At 71.6% G+C, this 17,061-nt stretch carries 20 protein-coding genes; 8 read left to right on the top strand and 12 right to left on the bottom strand.

The window, feature by feature from the left end:
* Positions 1–10 precede the first annotated feature (10 nt).
* The gene (gene mctP, locus ACPC54_RS07915) at positions 11–1,663 is read right to left on the bottom strand and encodes a monocarboxylate uptake permease MctP (RefSeq protein ID WP_498962376.1); all 1,653 of its coding nucleotides are present in this window, start codon (positions 1,661–1,663) and stop codon (positions 11–13) included.
* On the bottom strand, positions 1,660–1,899 hold the full coding sequence (locus ACPC54_RS07910) for a DUF3311 domain-containing protein (RefSeq protein ID WP_498962374.1): 240 nt from the start codon (positions 1,897–1,899) through the stop codon (positions 1,660–1,662). The genes mctP and ACPC54_RS07910 overlap by 4 nt, the downstream gene beginning before the upstream one ends.
* 429 nt (positions 1,900–2,328) lie before the next feature.
* Here ACPC54_RS07910 and ACPC54_RS07905 point away from each other — a divergent pair, with 429 nt between their 5' ends.
* The 3 genes from ACPC54_RS07905 to ACPC54_RS07895 all read left to right on the top strand — a co-directional run bounded on the left by ACPC54_RS07905 (position 2,329) and on the right by ACPC54_RS07895 (position 4,049).
* On the top strand, positions 2,329–2,469 hold the full coding sequence (locus ACPC54_RS07905) for a hypothetical protein (protein WP_498962372.1): 141 nt from the start codon (positions 2,329–2,331) through the stop codon (positions 2,467–2,469).
* 83 nt (positions 2,470–2,552) lie between these two features.
* Entirely contained in the window at positions 2,553–3,053 is a 501-nt protein-coding gene (locus tag ACPC54_RS07900) for a WhiB family transcriptional regulator (RefSeq protein WP_498962370.1), read from the top strand.
* 108 nt (positions 3,054–3,161) lie between these two features.
* Positions 3,162–4,049, top strand: a complete 888-nt coding sequence (locus ACPC54_RS07895; protein ID WP_498962368.1) for an oxygenase MpaB family protein — start codon at positions 3,162–3,164, stop codon at positions 4,047–4,049.
* 330 nt (positions 4,050–4,379) lie between these two features.
* Here ACPC54_RS07895 and ACPC54_RS07890 read toward each other — a convergent pair whose 3' ends face one another.
* Together ACPC54_RS07890 and ACPC54_RS07885 are read right to left on the bottom strand one after the other, a co-directional pair.
* On the bottom strand, positions 4,380–4,571 hold the full coding sequence (locus ACPC54_RS07890; protein WP_498962366.1) for a hypothetical protein: 192 nt from the start codon (positions 4,569–4,571) through the stop codon (positions 4,380–4,382).
* A 7-nt stretch (positions 4,572–4,578) separates the two neighbouring features.
* Positions 4,579–5,133: a hypothetical protein gene (locus ACPC54_RS07885; protein ID WP_498962363.1), complete on the bottom strand. Its 555-nt coding sequence runs from the start codon at positions 5,131–5,133 to the stop codon at positions 4,579–4,581.
* A 109-nt stretch (positions 5,134–5,242) separates the two neighbouring features.
* Here ACPC54_RS07885 and ACPC54_RS07880 point away from each other — a divergent pair, with 109 nt between their 5' ends.
* The gene (locus ACPC54_RS07880; RefSeq protein WP_498962361.1) at positions 5,243–5,938 is read left to right on the top strand and encodes a UPF0158 family protein; all 696 of its coding nucleotides are present in this window, start codon (positions 5,243–5,245) and stop codon (positions 5,936–5,938) included.
* Between the two features lie 607 nt (positions 5,939–6,545).
* Here ACPC54_RS07880 and ACPC54_RS07875 read toward each other — a convergent pair.
* The 6 genes from ACPC54_RS07875 to ACPC54_RS07850 form a co-directional block, all read right to left on the bottom strand.
* Positions 6,546–7,937, bottom strand: coding sequence for an amidase (locus ACPC54_RS07875; RefSeq protein ID WP_498962359.1), 1,392 nt, complete (start codon positions 7,935–7,937; stop codon positions 6,546–6,548).
* On the bottom strand, positions 7,924–8,133 hold the full coding sequence (locus ACPC54_RS07870) for a hypothetical protein (protein ID WP_498962357.1): 210 nt from the start codon (positions 8,131–8,133) through the stop codon (positions 7,924–7,926). The genes ACPC54_RS07875 and ACPC54_RS07870 overlap by 14 nt, the downstream gene beginning before the upstream one ends.
* Positions 8,134–8,273: 140 nt before the next feature.
* Positions 8,274–9,206 carry an MBL fold metallo-hydrolase gene (locus ACPC54_RS07865; protein ID WP_498962355.1) on the bottom strand — a complete coding sequence of 311 codons (933 nt, stop codon included), beginning with the start codon at positions 9,204–9,206 and terminating at the stop codon, positions 8,274–8,276.
* A gap of 42 nt (positions 9,207–9,248) precedes the next feature.
* Positions 9,249–10,469, bottom strand: a complete 1,221-nt coding sequence (locus ACPC54_RS07860; protein WP_498962353.1) for an MFS transporter — start codon at positions 10,467–10,469, stop codon at positions 9,249–9,251.
* Between the two features lie 76 nt (positions 10,470–10,545).
* Complete coding sequence (locus ACPC54_RS07855) at positions 10,546–11,130, bottom strand: TetR/AcrR family transcriptional regulator (protein WP_498962351.1); 585 nt, start codon at positions 11,128–11,130, stop codon at positions 10,546–10,548.
* A gap of 62 nt (positions 11,131–11,192) precedes the next feature.
* A complete protein-coding gene (locus ACPC54_RS07850) occupies positions 11,193–11,648 on the bottom strand; it encodes a MarR family winged helix-turn-helix transcriptional regulator (protein WP_498962349.1) in 456 nt (151 codons plus the stop codon).
* A gap of 119 nt (positions 11,649–11,767) precedes the next feature.
* Between ACPC54_RS07850 and ACPC54_RS07845 the strand changes: the two genes are divergently transcribed.
* Both ACPC54_RS07845 and ACPC54_RS07840 read left to right on the top strand, forming a co-directional pair.
* Entirely contained in the window at positions 11,768–12,160 is a 393-nt protein-coding gene (locus ACPC54_RS07845; RefSeq protein WP_498962347.1) for a nuclear transport factor 2 family protein, read from the top strand.
* Between the two features lie 103 nt (positions 12,161–12,263).
* Positions 12,264–13,739 (top strand): FAD-dependent monooxygenase, encoded by a 1,476-nt coding sequence (locus ACPC54_RS07840; protein WP_498962345.1) that lies wholly within the window; start codon positions 12,264–12,266, stop codon positions 13,737–13,739.
* A gap of 159 nt (positions 13,740–13,898) precedes the next feature.
* Here the strand turns inward: ACPC54_RS07840 and ACPC54_RS07835 are convergent, their stop codons facing one another.
* Together ACPC54_RS07835 and ACPC54_RS07830 are read right to left on the bottom strand one after the other, a co-directional pair.
* Positions 13,899–14,522 (bottom strand): response regulator, encoded by a 624-nt coding sequence (locus ACPC54_RS07835; protein WP_498962455.1) that lies wholly within the window; start codon positions 14,520–14,522, stop codon positions 13,899–13,901.
* Between the two features lie 53 nt (positions 14,523–14,575).
* On the bottom strand, positions 14,576–15,742 hold the full coding sequence (locus tag ACPC54_RS07830; protein ID WP_498962343.1) for a sensor histidine kinase: 1,167 nt from the start codon (positions 15,740–15,742) through the stop codon (positions 14,576–14,578).
* Between the two features lie 173 nt (positions 15,743–15,915).
* Here ACPC54_RS07830 and ACPC54_RS07825 point away from each other — a divergent pair, with 173 nt between their 5' ends.
* Complete coding sequence (locus ACPC54_RS07825; protein WP_498962341.1) at positions 15,916–16,287, top strand: hypothetical protein; 372 nt, start codon at positions 15,916–15,918, stop codon at positions 16,285–16,287.
* Positions 16,288–16,291: 4 nt separating this feature from the next.
* The gene (locus ACPC54_RS07820; protein WP_498962339.1) at positions 16,292–17,059 is read left to right on the top strand and encodes an ABC transporter ATP-binding protein; all 768 of its coding nucleotides are present in this window, start codon (positions 16,292–16,294) and stop codon (positions 17,057–17,059) included.
* Positions 17,060–17,061 lie beyond the last annotated feature (2 nt).

The following is a 17,061-nucleotide window of genomic DNA, read 5'->3' as shown; positions in this document are numbered from 1 at the left end:
CCCGCAGGCGTCAGCTCGCAGCGGTCAGCGCCGGGACCGGCGCGGGCTCGGGGGCGTCCGCCGCTGTCCCGGCCTCGACACGGTAGTCCTCCGGGCTGGTCTCGTCCTTGCCCTGCGGGGCACCGAGGGCCCGCAGCAGCACGGTGAGAGCGAGCGCGACGAGCAGGTTGAGGGCGAAGGCGGTCAGCCCGATGTAGCCGGTCTCGCCGATGAACGGGACCACCGCGGTGCTGCCGCCGAAGTGCCTGGTGGCCGGGGTGGCGATCCCGTACGCCTGCCAGGTGCCGTACGCCATGCCCACGGCCCAGCCGGCCAGCAGCGCCCACCGGTGGAACCAACGGGTGAACAGGCCCGCTGCGACGGTCGGCAGGGTCTGCAGGATCCACAGGCCGCCGAGCAGCTGCAGGTTGATCGCGAACTGCTTGTCCATGCCGACGACGAACGCCAGGGCGCCGAACTTGACCAGCAGGGAGGCGAGTTTGGCGACCTTGGTCTGCTGCTCCGGCGTGGCGTCCGGCTTCAGGAACTCTTTGTAGACGTTGCGGGTGAAGAGGTTGGCCGCTCCGATGGACATGATCGCGGCCGGGACGAGGGCACCGATGCCGATGGCCGCGAAGGCCACGCCGGCGAACCAGCCAGGGAAGAACTGGGCGAACAACTGGGGGATGGCCAGTTGGGCGTTGTAGCCCTTGACGCCCTGGCCGACGCCGGCGGTGACGGCCATGAAGCCGAGCAGCGCCAGCAGGCCGAGCATCAGCGTGTAGGCCGGCAGGATGGCCATGTTGCGTCGCACCGTCCTTCGGGACTTCGCGGCGAGCACGCCGGTGAGGGTGTGCGGGTACATGAACAGGCCGAGTGCCGAGCCGAGCGCCAGCGTGGCGTACGCCCACTGGGCCTTGGGGCCGGGCACCAGTGAGCCGGTCGGCTGGTGGGTGACGGGGTTCACCGCCTGGAACTTGGCCGCGGCAGTGTCGAAGACGTGCCCGTAGCCGCCCAGCCGCATCGGGAGGTAGACCACCGCGACGATGATGACGATATAGACCAGGGTGTCCTTGACGAAGGCGATCACTGCCGGCGCCCGCAGGCCGGAGGAGTAGGTGTACGCGGCCAGCACCGCGAAGGCGATCAGTAGCGGCAGATCCCGGACCAGTGCGTTGGAGGCCTGGCCGCCGCCGATCCCCAGCACGTTCAATACCGTTTCCAGGCCCACTAGTTGCAGTGCGATGTAGGGCATGGTGGCGAGAATGCCGGTGAGCGCCATGGCCAGGCTCAGTGCCCGGGAGCCGTAGCGGCCGCGCACGAAGTCGGCCGGGGTGACGTAGCCGTGCACCCGGGCCACCGACCACAGCCTGGGCAGCAGCAGGAACACCAGCGGGTAGACCACGACCGCGTACGGTACCGACCAGAAGCCGGCCGACCCGGTGGCGTACACGGCCGCCGGCACCGCGATGAAGGTGTAGGCGGTGTACACGTCGCCGCCGAGCAGGAACCAGGTCACCCAGGTGCCGAACGAACGGCCGCCGAGGCCCCATTCGTGCAGGTCGAGAGCGTTGTCCGCCCGTCGCCAGCGTGCGGCGAGGAACCCGAGCACGGTCACCAGGGCGAGCAGCAGCAGGAACACGGTGAGCGCGGGGGCGTTCACTCCGTTGGCGAGGCGCGTCATCGGGCGTCACCGCCGTTCAGTGCCGCGCGGTGCTTCTCGTCGCGGGAGAGCAGCAGATGAGCCGCACCGGTGAAGACCGCCGCCAGCGGCACCCACATCAGCTGGTACCAGTAGAAGAACGGCACCCCGCCGAGCGCCGGGGCCGACTTGCTGTACGAGGGGACCCACAGCAACGCGACCACGGGTACGGCCAGCGCGAGGACTGCCAGGAAGCGCTCCGGCGTGAGCGGAGGCACCGGTTGCGAGCCCGACTCCCTTTCCATCCAAGCGACTTCTGACGACATGCGGGCAGCCTCCGGGCAGTTCTGGTCGGATTCGGTCCGGCCGCCGAGCGGTTCGGCAGCCGGGTGGTCGGTCCGGCCGGGATCCTCACCGTGGGATCCGGCCGGACCGACCGCGTTTACGGCTGACCGCTCGCTGAGGTTCAACCCGGCGTCAGCGACTTTCGGGCCGTCCGCAGCAGACCTCGCAGCCCGGTTCGTCCGCCGTCTGCAGTCGGCGAGACCGACAGGCCGTGCCCGCCGGGAAAGTACGACTCGGACCTGAACCAACCCGTCGCGGGGGCCGTAAGGGGGCACAGGATCAGGAAGCGGCGACCTTGGAAGCGGGGCGGCGATGACGTTGGTGCCGATTCGCGGTGCAATAAGCATTTCAGTGCCCTGCATGTGCTGCAGGACATCGACCGGGACATCGCCTGCGGTGAGGTCGTGGTGCTGATCGGCCGGTTCGCGAGCATGCCCGAGGGCAGGAAGGCCGCCGCCGGATCGGCCTCCCCGGCGGCGAGCGGCAGCGCCGCTGGCTACTGAGCCGCCTTGGCGTGTGCGGCGTGCCGCCCGGTGCGCTGCACCGCCCCCCACCGCCTACAGTTCCTTACGAAAGGGTGTGCGCCATGTCCGTCGTGCAGTCCTGGGCCCGGTCCGCCGAGGAGGTCCGGCCCCGGGTCGCACCGATGGCCGACGCGGCCTGTCAGCCCCGGCCGTTGTCCGGGGGGACCGTCGTCGACCCGGAGATCTCCTTCCCGGACAACGGCGTTGTGGTGCCGGCCGATGATTTCCCGATGGACCGCTCGGAGCAGATCTGCCACGTGTGTCCGGTCCGCCGTGAATGCCAGCGCCGGGCGATCGAGTGCGGCGAGCAGTACGGTGTGTGGGGCGGGCTGAGCGGGCCCGAGCGCCGCGCCCCGCTCAAGCAGGTGAAGGCGTTCCGGAGCCTGCCAGTCGGCATGCCGGTCCGGCTCCGGCACGGCGAGCGGGCCGACCTGAGGCCGGGGGACCTGCCCGCCGTCGCGGCGGCGCTGCTGCGGGTGACGGACCTGCTGGGCGACGGCCCGCGGCGACTGCCTGACTTTGCCGAGGCATTGGAGTCGGTCGAGCTGCCGCGGGCCGCCTGAAGGCCCCGTGCGATCGCGCGGTGGGCGGCTGCCGGGGGCGGAGGAGCCCGGGCATGTTCGTCTGCCTTGCAGGAAGTCCACGCCATAGCAGAACAGGAAAGGCCAGCCATGCGTACCCTCATCCACCCCGGTGGCCAGAACCCCACCGATGCAGGGATTTTCGGTCCGTCCTCGGTCACCTGGCACCTCCACGCGGACCCTGCGATGTGGATCGGCGGTATCAGCGCGCTGCATCTCCAGGCCCTGCATCCGATCGCGGCGCTAGGCATAGCGCAGAACTCCTCCTTCGAGGAAGACCCGTTCGGCCGACTCGTGGGCACCGGTTCCTTCATCGTCGCGACCACGTGGGGCACCCGGGACCAGGCGGAGCGGGCCGGCGCCCGTGTCCGGGCCGTGCACGAGCGGCTGCGCATCCGCGATCCGAAGAGCGGCAAGAGCCACCGGCTGGACGCCCCCGACCTCTTGCTCTGGGTGCACTGCGCGCTGGTCAGGTCCAACCTGCACGCCGTCCTGCGGGGCGGCCTGAACGTGACGGACCAGCAGGCGGACCGCTACGTCCGTGAGCAGCGCCGGACCGCGGCCCTGGTGGGACTTCCGGCCGCTGACGCTCCCGGCTCGGTCGCGGACCTGGAGGACTACCTGTCAGCCGTCCGGCCCGTGCTGGCCGCCTCCGCCGAGGCAAGGGCGATCCACCGCTTCGTCTCGCGCCCACCCCTGCACGGGACGCACCGCGTACTGCGACCGGCGTGGAGCGCCGCTTCGCAGCTGGGGTACTCCCTGCTGCCGGACTGGGCCCACCGTCACTACGGCCGTTCGGGCTTGCCGGCGCCGGTGGCGACCGCGGTTCTACGGGCCGCCCGCCGCGCGGCCCTGCTGATCCCCCGCCGCAGGCGACTTGACTTCCCCGTGCCCTACCTCAGCCAGGCCCTCGAGAGGTTGGGAAAGGAGAGCATGCCCTCCAGCCGGTGGCTGCGCGAACAGACGGGCAGCCGCTGAACCTGGAGAGGGATCCGTGCTCTCCGTGGCCAAGCGCAGTCCCAGGGCGCGGACGGAGCGTACGGTGCGTGAGCCGCACGAAGTCCGGCGGCGAGGGCCGTTCGCAACCACGGCACCCGCATCTTCGCCAAGCTCGGACTCGAACGGCCCGAGAGTCTTGACCGCCGCACGCACGGGGAGAGCCCCGGGCTCGGACGGCCGTTCGGGGCAGGGCGCCGACGAGATCGTGCCAGCCCGATCAGGAGCCGGCGGCGCACTACCTCGTCCCACGCCGGGAGGATTCTGAGCTTGGTGCCACTGAAGCGTCTCTGAGCTCTCCGCCCAGGGCCGTCAGGTCCTCGACGCGGCGGAACTCATCGCGATGATCGCCGTCATGCCGTGCGTGACCGCATGCTTTCCACCGATCTCGAGGTGGTCGCGGGCTGCCTCGGTGCGCCGGGCGCCGAGGATCTGGAGCCGCTGCGTGCGCTGGTCGATGAGGCGCGGGCGATTCCGGACGGCCGCTACGAGGACGACCTTCACGAGGTCGTCACCGCGGGCCGTGCGGTGGCTGAGCTCCAGGCGCTGGCGCTGCGCCCGCAGTCGGTGGAGCTGCTGGACGCGGTGGAGTACACCGCGGAGCGCTGGGACGGCCTCGCCGGGGTGATGAGCCAGGACTGGCGTACACGGCGATGCCCTGGTCGCCGAGGGCGGGCGCGAACGCGCGCAGGCGGATGCGGGGCCAGTCGGGGCCGTCGAAGTGCGCCGCGACCAGCCAGGACGCGAGTGTGTTGGGGTTGGCGGGTGGGGCCTGCTCCAGCGCGCGGGCGTAGAGGTCGGTGAGTTCCTGCAGCGCGTCGCCGACGATGCCGGAGGAGTCGTCCAGGTGCATCAGCGCACGGGTGACCCGGTCCACGGCGGTGCGAAGCGTCCGCACGACCGTGCCGGCCCGGCCGGCGTCGACCGGCACGGTCGCCGTCTCCAGTACCTGGTGGGCGGCTGCCTGGTACTCGCCCCGCCCGTGGTACGGATGGCGGCGCTTGTCCCACCGCAGCCTGTCCACCAGCGCGGCGAGCTCGTCCGGGGAGACCGTGTTCGTGCCCATCCACCCCATCCCAGCACATCGGGCCATCCGCGAGCGGATGGCCGCAGGACCGTTCCCTGAACGCGGACCTGGCGTTCGCCGGACCGGGTGCGCGGCTACTGTGCCGTCCATGAGGGGTACGTGGAGCGAGGAGAGTCTTCGGCGGCTGCGCGCCGCGCGCCATGCCGGTGACGGGGCGGCGCTGGTCGCGCTGCTGTCGGGGCTGCCGTTCGCGGAGGTGCTGCAGCAGGTCGGAGATGCGGTCGGCGACGCGATGACCGCGCGGGTGCCAGGGGCGGCGGACCTGGCCGAGCGGTGCATCGCCGCACTCGGTGAGCGCGACTGGGAGGGGGATGCGGAGCTGGCGCGGCAGCTTGCGGCTGCCCTGGGGCGCGGCCCGGTGCCACCGCTCAGGCCGTTGCCGGTGGATCTGGAGGAGTTGTCCGGGCTGCTGGAAGGCGACCCGGTCCTCGGCGGTGGCCGGATCGACCTGACCACCGGTGACTGCTGGCCGCAGCTGGTCGACTCCGACGAGCAGACGGAGGACGACGAGGATCCTGAGCGGTGGCTGCCGGTGTGGTGCGCGGGTTCCCGGGACGGTTACCGGGACATGGAGCTGTTCATCGCCACGATCAGTGACGCCGATTTCGCGGATCGCCTGGGGATCGCGATCTCCGGTAGGGGTGCGTTCCGTCGCTTCAAGGACGTGCTGGCGCGCCGTGAGGACGAGCTGCGTCGGTTCCACCTGTTCGCCGAGGAACGGCAGCGCGGCCGGGCGAGGGCCTGGCTCGCCGGGAACGGCTACCGCCCGGTGGCCCGGCCATGACCGCGCAGCCGCGCTGTGGGGAGGACGCCATCGGAGGCTCCGGAAAGCGCGGAGCATCCCACAGTTGGAGTGTGAGGCAAATCACTCGCGAACCCCCGCTCGCGCGTCGCCTCTCACGAGGCTCTCACGGGCTGGGTGTCACGAGGCGGCATCAGGCGTCATGCGGCTCCAGACCGAAGCGGGTGGGCGTGACGACGTCGGCGGAGCACCCCGTTGGTTGTTGGCCGGCCCGACATCAAGGCGGTAGCCATGAAGGACGCCGGGCGAACCTTCGAGGTCACCGTGCAGGACGGCCGCTGGACCGCATGGTGGCCCGGCTCCGACCACGACAACGGTGGCGTGCCCGACTCGGTGACCCTCACCCTCGCCGACGGCACCAGCCGCACCGTTACCGGGACTCGCTGTTTCCCAGGTAGCCAGGTCGGCCGGTGGCTCACCGCGCGAGGTCGAGCAGGCTGGTGGTAGTCGGGAGTTGAGGTCGGCTGCTTCGCCGAAGCTGATCGCTCGTGGGCCGGCCGGGACTACGAGACAGGCCTGACGGGTCCGGGAGCGCGGGCGCGCTACCTGGCCAACGAGGTCCCGCGCGTTGGCCGGGTAGCGCGAAGGATCAGGCTGCTGTGGCGAGTGCCCGGGTGGGCCGGGTCTGCTCGTAGGCGTGGCCGACCCGCAGGAGCGTGGGCTCGTCGAGGGGCCGGCCGAGCAGTTGCATGCCGATGGGCAGGCCCGCCGCGTCGTGGCCGACCGGTACGGTCAGGGCGGGCACGCCGGTGATGTTGGCGGGGGCGCAGAGGCGCACGTAGGCGTCGGAGACGCCCTCGACCGTGCCGTCCGGCCAGGTGACCGTCTCCTCGTCGGCCCCGACCGCGGTCATCGGGACGCTCGGGGCGGCGATCACGTCGACCTCCTCCAGCATCCGGGCCCACTCGGTGCGCATGAGCGTGCGGGAGCGCTGGGCGCGGACGTAGTCGCCGGCGCTCATCAACTCGCTTGCCTCCAGCAGGATGCGGACGTCCTCCTGGTACAGCTCGGGGACGGTGCGCAGGCTGTCTTCGTGGTAGGCGCCGGCCTCCGGCACCATCAGGCCCCACTGGGTGGCCCGGATGTAGCGGGTCATCGGGATGTCGACCTCGACGAGCTGCGCGCCCAGGGCTTCCAGTTGCCCGATGGCGTGGCGGACGGCGGTCTCCACCTGGGGGTGGACGTCGTCGAAGTAGTAGGTGCGCGGCAGGCCGATGCGCAGCCCCGTCAGGTCCGTGCCGGCGCCGGGCCGGTAGTCCGTGGCGGGCGCGGACAGTGAGGCGGGGTCGCGCGGGTCGTGTCCGGCCAGTGCGGTCAGGACCAGGGCGGCGTCCTCGACGGTGCGGGTGAGGGGGCCGACGTGGTCCAGTGACCAGGACAGGGAGGTGACGCCGTGGCGGGGGACGAGACCGTAGGTCGGTTTGAGGCCGACGACCCCGTTGAGTGCGGCGGGCACCCGGATCGATCCGCCGGTGTCGGTGCCCAGGGCGAAGGTCGCGGTGCCCGACGCGACGGCGACCGCGGAGCCGCCGCTGGAGCCACCGGCGACCCGGCCGCGGTCCCAGGCGTTGCGGGTCTGCGGGGTGGTCAGGCCGAACGCGAACTCGTGGGTGTGGGTCTTGCCGAGCAGGATCGCGCCGGCCGCGCTCAGGCGCGCGGCGACCGTGCTGTCCGCTGTCGCGCGATGGCCGGCGCGGACCCGGGAGCTGGCGGTGGTGGCCATCCCGCCGACGTCGATCAGGTCCTTGAGCGCCATCGGGATGCCGTGCAGCGGTCCCCGGTAACGGCCGTGCGCCGCTTCGTGTTCGGCTTCGCCCGCCGCCCGGCGCGCCTGCTCCGCGGTGACCGTGACGTAGGCGCCGAGGTGCGGCTCCACCTCCTCGATGCGGTCGAGGACGGAGTCGACCAGTTCGACGGGGGACAGTCGCCGGGCGCGTATCGCGTCCGCGGCGGCGGCGAGGGACAGCTCATACGGCTGCATCGGGCTTCTCCTGTGCGGCGCGGTAGGCGGCGGCGGGCGGGGCGTCCGCGAAGTCCAGCTCGCGCAGGACCGCGACGACGCCGTGGATGTGGTTGGCGACCGCGGCGACCGCGGTGTGGCGCTCGGCGGGCAGCACGAGTCCGGAGCGGGCGGCCCAGCGGGCGGCCTCCGGCGGGGTGAGTTCGGGGGCGGACATGGATGTTCTCCCTCTGGGTCGAGACTGGAGCGACGAGGTGACGAGGCGGTAAAGGCCAAAGATTTCGCTTTAGGTCACTGCAGCTGCCGCGCGTGCTCGGCGGGCCGTACGCGGGCGGCCGAGCGGCACCGGCCGCGTGATCAGGCCGCGGTGGCGGGGATCTCGGCGCCCGGTTCGGCGAGCAGCCGGTAGCGGCCGTTCTCCCGGCGGACGGTGCCGGCCGTGGGCTGCGGGAAGTGGGTGCCCAGGAGCAGCGCGTCGGTGTCCGCCAGGGAGTCGAGCAGCCGGGCGCGGGTGCGGACCGCCTGGGCGGGGTCGATGTCGACGCAGCTGTTCACGTGGGGGTGGGACAGCTGCACGGGGTGGTGGATGCTGTCGCCGGTGATCAGTGCCCGGCGGTCGCTGCCGCGCAGCTCGACGGCGACCTGGCCCGGGGTGTGGCCCGGGGCGGGGACCAGGAAGACGCCCGGCGCCACCTCGTGCCCCTGCTCGGGCACGTCGACGAGGTGGTACTGCCCGGCGTCGCGGACGGGGTGGACGGAGTCGCGGAACATCTGGCCGCGGGCCTCGTCCAGGTCGGTGGCGGCCCAGTGGTCCCATTCGGTGCGGCTGGTGAGGTAGCGGGCGCCCGGGAAGGTGGGGACCCAGTCGCCGCCGACGAGGCGGGTGTTCCAGCCGACGTGGTCGGTGTGCAGGTGCGTGGTGATCACCAGGTCGACGGACTCGGGCGGGAAGCCGGCTGCCGCCAGCCGCTGCGGGAAGTCGGTGTCGAGACCGTTCCAGGCCGGGTTGGCGCGGGTCTTGCCGTTGCCGATGCCGGTGTCCACGACGATCCGCAGCCCGCCGGCCTCCACCGCGAAACTGTGGCTCGCCAGGCGCGGGACGTCGGCGTCGGCGAAGTCGGGACGCAGCCACGACGCCTCGTCCAGTACTTCCCTGGTGGCGTCCGGCAGCAGCCAGGGGCCGGTGTGCCGCGGCAGTTCGATCTCGTCGACGCGGTGGACGGTGATGTCGCCGAGGCTCCAGCCCGTGCTGGTGGAGCGGGTGGTGGGGCGGGTCGTGCTGGTGCTCATCTCTGGGTCCCTGTGTGGTGGTTGGGTCGAGTTTGAGATCGGTCAGGCGGTGCGCGGTCGGCGCACGGCGCGGGTGAGGCCGGTCAGGGCCAGCAGGACGACGGTCGCGGCGTAGAGCGAGACGGCGGTCCGCAGGCCGTACAGGTTGGTCAGCAGGCCGGCGAGGACGGCGGGGATGCTCATGGCCAGGTAGCTGAGGACGTAGTAGGCGGCGAGGGTGCCGGCGCGTTCGCCCGGGGCGGCCGGGGGCAGCAGCAGCCGCAGAGCTGCCTGGGTGACGGCGCCGAAGCCCGCGCCCGCCACTGCGGTGCCGGCGAACAGCGCGAGCAGGCTGTGCAGTTGGGGGCCGCTCAGGGTCAGCAGGGCTCCCGGGATCAGGAGCGCGGTGCCGGCGAGGCTCACGGTGCGGGCGGGCAGTGCCCGGGCGGTGTGGCCGGTGAGGCCGGCCGCGGCCGTGAGGGTGAAGAAGACCAGGCCACCGGTGGCGCGGGCGGCGTGCGGGTCGATGAGCCGGGCGAGCGAGGGGCCGAGGGAGGAGTAGAAGCCGCCCAGGGCCCAGGCGGCGACGATGCCGGGTGTGGCGAGGGCGAGGGCAGGCCGGGAGGCGGGGGCGACGGTGATCGCGGGACGCAGCGAGCGCCAGGCGCCGGGGTGGGGGCGGGCGGTCTCGGGGGTGAGCAGGACTGCGGCGGCCTGCGCGGTGAAGAGCAGGAGCAGCGGCAGGTAGACGGTGCGGGTGGGGGCGGGGGCGTACTGCACGAGGGCGGTGGCGGCCAGCACCCCGACCGCCATGCCGGCGACGGGGGTGATGCCGTTGGCGACCGTTGCCCGGCCAGGGCGGTCGGGGTCCTCGAAGTCGAGCAGGGCGGCTCCGGCGGCGCTGGTGGCCACGCCGGTGGCCAGGCCCTGCAGGATCCGGGCGGCGGTCAGGGCCAGCACCCCCTGGGCGGTGGCGAAGGCGGCCATCGCGACGGCTTCGGCCAGCAGCGCCCCGGCGAGGACCGGGCGCCGGCCGAGGTGGTCCGAGAGCGTGCCCGCGGTCAGCAGCGCGACCAGCAGGGCGAGCGCGTAGGCACTGAACACGACGGTCAGCGTCATGGCCGAGAAGTGCCAGGCTTCTTGGTAGAGCGCGTACAGCGGGGTCGGCGCGCTGGAGGCCGCCAGCAGGGCGACCAGGACCGAGGCATGCAGCCCGAAGGCACCGCGGCGGCCCAGCGCGTTCAGGCGGCGGGGGCGGGACGGCAGGGCTGTGACGCTGAGCATGGAGCACCTCTCATGCCTAAAGGCAAACGCTTTGCGTTAGGTAGAGTAGGCCCCACGTCATCCAAAACGCAAACTTTTAGCTTTTGTGTGCCGGGGGAGCGGAATCCTCGCCGAGCGCCGCCGCCACCAGGTGGCCGGTGTAGCTCTCCGACAGGTCGGAGGGGCGGAACAGGATCCGGTACATCAGGGGGGCTACGACGATGTCCAGCAGGGTCTCCACGCCGGGCACGGCCTCCCCGCGCCCGGCCGCGCGCACGCCGATGGCCTTCAACTGCTCGGCGGCGTAGTCGGAGCAGCGGGCCGCGTTGCCCTGTTCGGGGTCGCCCAGCAGGGCGTCGCGGATGTACGTACGGCCCGCCGTCGAGGACATCTCGTCGGCGAACTGCGCCGCCCATGCCTCCAGGTCCGCCCGCAGGCTGCCGTGGTCGGCCGGCGGGGTGTCGGGGCGCAGTCGCTCGACGGCCACGTCGGACAGCAGTTCCCGCAGGTCCCCCCAACGCCGGTAGACGGTGGACGGCGTGACTCCCGCGCGGGCGGCGATCAGCGGCACGGTGAGCGCATCCCGTCCCAGTTCCGCCTCCAGATCTCGGACGGCCTGGTGCACGGACTGCTGGACGCGGGCGCTGCGCCCGCCGGGGCGTGTGGTCGCTCGGGCATTCATGCGCACAGCTTAATGCGAAGGAGTTGCGTCTGGGTCGACCAGACTCGGGGCGCCGGTGGCGGTCAGTGGGGTTCGGTGGCGAACGGGCCCTCGTCGACGAAGCGGCGCAGCTGGCGTGCGAAGGCTTGGGCCTCTGACGGGGGCCAGGTGGCGAGCGAGGATTCGATGCCGGCCGCCAGTCGCTGTCTGGTGACCGACACGGTGTGGTGGCCCTGCTCGGTGAGTGCGAGGAGGGTCGCGCGGCCGTCGGCGGGGTCGGGCTGGCGCTGGAGCAGGCCGGCCTGCTCCAGTCGGTCGGCGCGGCGGGTCACGGTGGTGCGGTCCAGTCCGATCTCGCGGCCCAGGTCGGCGGCGCTGCATGCCCCGGTCCGGGCCAGGCCGCTGAGGAGCGGGTATGTGAGGTCGTCGACCGCCGGCCCCAGTCCCTCGGTCAGCTGGGTGTAGAGGCGGGCGCGGGTGCTCCGCCGCAGGAGCAGGCCCAGTGCATCGGCGATGTCGTGTCCCGTCGAGTTCTTCATGCCTCCAGATTAGCGTGCTCGGCGCACGCTTTTCCTGCTACAGTCGGAAGCGTGCTCAAGGCACGCATATTTGCTCGATCCAGGGCGGGTCACGCCCGCACCCGACCGAAGGAATCCCCATGAACCACACCGACGCCCGCGCCGCCCTCACCGACCTGCTCCTCACCCCGGGCCTCGACCTGGACGAGGCCGCCGACCGGCACTTCGCCCCCGACTACCGCCAGCGCACCGACGGCGAGTGGGCCGACCGCACCGAGTTCCTCGCCCACATCGCCCACCTGCGCACGGTCGTCGCCGGCGGCTCGGTCGAGGTGCACGACGAACTCGTCGACGGCGACCGCTACGCCGACCGCCACACCATGACCGTCGTCAAGACCGACGGCTCCACCGTCCGCATGGAGGTCTACCTCTTCGCCGAGTTCGCCCCGGACGGCCGCTTCCGCCGCATCGAGGAGACCACCCTCATGCTCGAAGGCGCCGACGCGGACCGGAACCTCGGCAGCGCCCGCTGAGCACCGTGCCCAGCTGAGGCACGCGGCCACCCCCCCGTGCCGGGGCATCGGCGCGCCGATGCCCCGGCACATCATCCGAAAAATGTGAGAGGAAGTGGTTGTCATGCTCGACGTGCTCATCGCCGGGGCCGGCCCGGCGGGGCTCTGGCTCGCCGCGGAGCTGCGCCTGCACGGGGTGGAGGTGACCGTCGTGGAACGCCGGGCGGCACCGGACGGACGGTCGCGCGCGGTCGGCATGCAGGCCGGCACGCTGGACACCTTCGCCACCCGCGGCCTCGCGGAGCGGTTCATCGAACGCGGCACCCCGGTGCCGACCGGCCACTTCGGCGCGGCGACCATCCGGCTGGACTTCTCCACCATCGGGGCGGTGCACCCCTTCATGCTGGCGCTCGGCCAGTGCGTCACCGAACAGCTCCTGGAGGAGCACGCGGTCGCCGTGGGCGCCCGGGTGCTGCGCGGGCAGGAGGTCGTCTCGCTCACCCAGGGGCCGGAGGCGGTCGAGGTGGTGATCCGGGCCGGCGGCACCCACCGGACCGTGCGGGCCCGCTGGGTGGTGGGCTGCGACGGCACCCGCAGCGCGGTGCGCCGGGCGGCCGGCATCGACTTCCCCGGCCAGGACACCACCCTGACCGGGTGGCTCGCCGACGTCGAACTCGACGACCCGCCCACTGAGCCGCTCGCCGCCACCGGGCCGGCCGGTTCGTTCCTGGCCGCCCCGATCGGCGACGGCGTCCACCGGCTGGCGGGCCTGTCCACGGCCACCATGCACCACGGCACCGGCGAACCGCTGACCCTGGAGGAGGTGCGCGAGCAGACCCGCACCCTGCTGGGACGGGACCTGGGCATGCGCAACCCCCGATGGCTCTCGCGCTACGGCAACGCCACCCGCCAGGCCGCGCGGTACCGGGCCGGACGGGTACTGGTGGCCGGGGACGCGGCACACATGTTCTTCCCGGCCGGCGGGCAAGGCATGAACCTCGGCATCCAGGACGCCACCAACCTGGGCTGGAAGCTGGCCGCCACCCTCCAGGGCCGGGCGCCCGACGGACTGCTCGACAGCTACGACACCGAACGCCGGCCGGCCGCCCGCGCCGTCATCGCCAACACCCGCGCTCAACTCGCCCTGTTCGCGGCGAAGAGCCCGGAACAGATCGCCCTGCGCGAGGTCTGGTCCGCCGCACTCACCGAACCACGGACCAACCACCAATGGGCCCGCCGGATCGCCGGATTCGACGACCCGCTCCCCGTCGACACCACACCCGGCGCGCACCCACTGAACGGCACCCGACTGGCCGGCCTCGCCCTGAACACCCCGGCAGGTGCACCCACCGCCCACCCGCTGATGCACCACGGCCGACCACTGCTGCTGGACCTCGGCGGGACACGGACACCATGCCCCGCGGACGGCCTGGAACAGCGCGCAGCGACCGTCAACACCGAAGCGGCGCACCCGATCTGGCGGGACGTCACCGCCGTCCTCATCCGGCCGGACGCCCGGATCGCCTGGGCCGGCACCGACACCGACCCGCAACGCCGGGTCGCGGACTGCCTCACCGCCCTGCGCGCCCTGTGCCGCTGAACGCCGCCCGGTGAGCCCGCGCCCGCCAGGCGGAGGCGGCGGCCCGCTCTCTCGCGGATCAGACCGGATCAGCGCGCGGCGCCCCCGGCCTCCAGGTCGGGGGTACCCGCATCCACGCGTCGACCAACAAGGTCCTCTGGGCCCAGGACCGCGGTGGCTTCAGCGGACGACGCCGTGTTCCCAGGCCCAGGCTGCGATCTCCACACGGTTGCGGGCCGGTAGTTTGTCCTGGACCCGGCTGAGGTGGCTCTTGACGGTGCTGAGGGAGAGAGTCAGCTGTGCGGCGATCTCGTTGTTCGTGTGCCCGCGGGCGACCCGGCTCACGACCTTGAGTTCCTGGGGAGTGAGCCGTCGTGCGGCGGCGGCCGCGGTCTCAGCGCGTGACGGTTTGCTCAGGTGTTCCAGGAGCCGAACGGTGACGGACGGCGAGATGAGGGAGTCACCTTTGACAGCGGCATGCACGGCTTCGATCAGCAGTCGGGGGCCGGAGTTCTTGACCACGAAGCCACTGGCACCGGCGCGGAGCGCTCCGTAGACGTACTCGTCCATGTCGAACGTCGTCACGATGACGATCTTTGTACCGTCCGTCGCGGCTCCCTGTGCCTGGCGCAGGCGCCTGGTCGCCTCCAGACCGTCCAGTTTCGGCATGCGGATGTCCATCAAGCAGACGTCCGGCCGCAGCCGGTGAACCGCCTCGACCGCCTCCGCGCCGTCGGAGGCCTCCCCGATCACGGAGATGTCGTCCTGCCCCTCCAGGATGAGGCGGAAGCCCATCCGCACCATCTCCTGATCGTCGGCGATCACCACAGAGACGCTCACTACCGGTCCCCACTCCCTCACTTCATGGGTATCGACGCAGCCAGCTCCCAGCCGCCCTCCGGCATGGGGCCGCTGCTGAGCTCACCGCCCAGCTCGACCACCCGCTCCGACAGGCCGACCATGCCGAAACCGCTGGGGCGCAACCACACCCGGCCGCGTTGCTGACCGCTCGCGTTGTCACGTACGCGGACGACCAGTCGGTCTCCGTCGGTTCCCAGCTTGACATGCACGGTGGTCGCGGTGCGGGCGTGCTTGCGGATGTTGGTCAGGCCCTCCTGGACCAGTCGTTCCACGGACTTGGCGAGTTGTGGCGACCAGACGGCACCGTCCACGTCGTCGGTTATGTCCAGCCAGGCGTGCTGGCCGGTGCCGCTGAACCGGTGGACGAGCTCCTCGATCCTCGTCATGGCGGGGGTGACGGGTGCCTCCGCGACGGCTCCGTCCGCACTGCGCAGCAGTCGGACCATGCGGCTCATCGCCACCAGCCCTTCCTGGCCGGTCTGCTCGATGTTGGCGAACAGCTTGCGTGCCGTGGCCGGGTCACGTTCCGCGGTGGGTTCACCGGCCTGGGCCTGGACGACCATGGCCGTGACGTAGTGGGCCACGTGATCGTGCAAGTCGCGGGCGAGGTCCAGGCGTTCTGCCTGGCGTACGTTCTCCGCGGCGGTCCTGCGTCTGCCGTCCTCGGCTCGCAGGTAGCCGCCCAGCAGCGCGAAACCCACCGGCAGCAGGGTGAACAGGCCGTTGATGTCATTGAGCACCGGCAGATCCGACAGTGTTGGAGCGCGGCCCTCGATCCGTACGACCGCCACGAAGAGCGGGACCACCGACAACATGAGCGGCACAGGTCGTCCATACCGGCAGGAAAGGCACAACAGCACCAGAAGCCCGAGGAGTTCGGCCCACCCGGGGGTGCGCTGGAGGACGGTTCCCTTCACCAGGGACGTGGTTAGCGACGAGACGGTCGCCACGACGACGCACAGCGCGCCTGCCGTCCAGTGCCGTCCGAACCGGTACAGCCGCAACTGCGCGGCGGCGGCGCCCAGCGCCATGACCCCGCTGGCGACCACTGCCAGCCCGACGTAGCTGAAGCTCACCACGGACGCGTCGAGCAGTACGAGCAGCGCGCTCAGACACCATGCGGCGACCGTCCCGGGGGAGGGGCGCGGGAGAGAGCGGGGCATGGCGACGAGTTTAGACGCCCGTTCGCCGGCCCTCGGAACGGAGCAGGCCGATACGTACTTTCGGCCGATGTCGCCAGCTCGAATACCGTCTTTCGACGGCATCGCGACCCGTCGGCCGCTCCCCACAATGATGCGTGTCCAGGCAAAAGATCCTCCCGTCACCCGGAGTCGCTGTGAAGTTCCCCGCATTCCGTACGCATGTCAGATCCCTGTTGGCGACCGGATCCGTGGTTGTGGCAGCCGTGTCGCTCACCGGTTGCGGTGTGTTCGGCCGCAGCTGGGACGTGAAGCTGGAGGTGACAGGTCCCGGCAGCACCGACGTCGGCTACAGCTTCTCCGGTGACACGAACGGGAAGACGGCGCTCAATCAGAAGCTGCCCTGGAACAAGGCCCAGAACGTCGGCTTCGGCTTCAACGATCTGGGCGTCAAGAACGCGAAACCCGGCACCGTCTGCCGCATCTACGTCGACGGCAAGCTCAAGGACGAGCAGAACAAGCCCAACGCCGAGGGCACCCTGTCGTGCTCCATCCACCTGAAGGACTGATCCGATGACTTCGACGAGCGTGGCCGCTCGCACGGCGGTCCGCGCGACCGGCGTCACCAAGGTGTACGGGGCGGAAAAGCCCGGCACCACCGCGGCGGTCGGCGTCCAAGCACTGCGCGGAGTCGACCTGGAGATCGACAAGGGAAGCTTCCTGGCCGTCATGGGACCTTCCGGATCCGGGAAGTCCACCCTGATGCACTGCCTTGCCGGCCTGGACCGTCCGTCCTCCGGCACGATCACCCTGGAGGACACCGAGATCACCGCACTGTCCGAACGACAGCGCACGGACCTGCGTCGCGACCGCATCGGCTTCGTCTTCCAGCAGTACCACCTGCTGCCAGAGTTGAACGGCTCCGAGAACATTCTGCTACCGCTGGACATAGCAGGCCGCCGCCCCGACCAGGACTGGCTGGACACGCTCGTGAGCACCCTTCAGATCGGTGATCAACTCTCGCGCCGCCCCTCGGAGTTGTCCGGCGGACAGCAGCAGCGCATCGGCATCGCTCGCGCGCTGGCGGCCCGTCCCGCAGTCGTCTTCGCGGACGAGCCCACCGGCAATCTGGACGCCGGCTCCGGCCGGCACGTATTGGAGTTCCTGCGCTACTCCACCCGCGAGTTCGGGCAGACGGTGGTGATGGTCACGCACGACCCGGTGGCGGCCTCGTATTCCGACCGCGTCGTGCTGTTGCTGGACGGTCGCATCAGCGGCAGGGTCGACGGACCCACCCCCGAGTCCGTACTCGACGCGCTCCAGAACCCGGGGAAGCGGTGAGG

The sequence above is a fragment of the Kitasatospora sp. NPDC094028 genome (genome assembly GCF_049543595.1).
Classification (GTDB): Bacteria; Actinomycetota; Actinomycetes; order Streptomycetales; family Streptomycetaceae; genus Kitasatospora.
This window is presented reverse-complemented; position numbering and strand designations above follow the sequence as displayed.

What these genes read in the sequence shown, in the direction of transcription:
- ACPC54_RS07855 (WP_498962351.1), bottom strand. Translation starts at nt 11,130, where the DNA reads ATGAATGCCCGAGCGACCACACGCCCCGGCGGGCGCAGCGCCCGCGTC.
- ACPC54_RS07835 (WP_498962455.1), bottom strand. Translation starts at nt 14,522, where the DNA reads ATGGTGCGGATGGGCTTCCGCCTCATCCTGGAGGGGCAGGACGACATC.
- ACPC54_RS07875 (WP_498962359.1), bottom strand. Translation starts at nt 7,937, where the DNA reads ATGCAGCCGTATGAGCTGTCCCTCGCCGCCGCCGCGGACGCGATACGC.
- ACPC54_RS07880 (WP_498962361.1), top strand. Translation starts at nt 5,243, where the DNA reads ATGAGGGGTACGTGGAGCGAGGAGAGTCTTCGGCGGCTGCGCGCCGCG.
- mctP (WP_498962376.1), bottom strand. Translation starts at nt 1,663, where the DNA reads ATGACGCGCCTCGCCAACGGAGTGAACGCCCCCGCGCTCACCGTGTTC.
- ACPC54_RS07860 (WP_498962353.1), bottom strand. Translation starts at nt 10,469, where the DNA reads ATGCTCAGCGTCACAGCCCTGCCGTCCCGCCCCCGCCGCCTGAACGCG.
- ACPC54_RS07840 (WP_498962345.1), top strand. Translation starts at nt 12,264, where the DNA reads ATGCTCGACGTGCTCATCGCCGGGGCCGGCCCGGCGGGGCTCTGGCTC.
- ACPC54_RS07870 (WP_498962357.1), bottom strand. Translation starts at nt 8,133, where the DNA reads ATGTCCGCCCCCGAACTCACCCCGCCGGAGGCCGCCCGCTGGGCCGCC.
- ACPC54_RS07885 (WP_498962363.1), bottom strand. Translation starts at nt 5,133, where the DNA reads ATGGGCACGAACACGGTCTCCCCGGACGAGCTCGCCGCGCTGGTGGAC.
- ACPC54_RS07900 (WP_498962370.1), top strand. Translation starts at nt 2,553, where the DNA reads ATGTCCGTCGTGCAGTCCTGGGCCCGGTCCGCCGAGGAGGTCCGGCCC.
- ACPC54_RS07820 (WP_498962339.1), top strand. Translation starts at nt 16,292, where the DNA reads ATGACTTCGACGAGCGTGGCCGCTCGCACGGCGGTCCGCGCGACCGGC.
- ACPC54_RS07845 (WP_498962347.1), top strand. Translation starts at nt 11,768, where the DNA reads ATGAACCACACCGACGCCCGCGCCGCCCTCACCGACCTGCTCCTCACC.
- ACPC54_RS07830 (WP_498962343.1), bottom strand. Translation starts at nt 15,742, where the DNA reads ATGCCCCGCTCTCTCCCGCGCCCCTCCCCCGGGACGGTCGCCGCATGG.
- ACPC54_RS07850 (WP_498962349.1), bottom strand. Translation starts at nt 11,648, where the DNA reads ATGAAGAACTCGACGGGACACGACATCGCCGATGCACTGGGCCTGCTC.
- ACPC54_RS07865 (WP_498962355.1), bottom strand. Translation starts at nt 9,206, where the DNA reads ATGAGCACCAGCACGACCCGCCCCACCACCCGCTCCACCAGCACGGGC.
- ACPC54_RS07895 (WP_498962368.1), top strand. Translation starts at nt 3,162, where the DNA reads ATGCGTACCCTCATCCACCCCGGTGGCCAGAACCCCACCGATGCAGGG.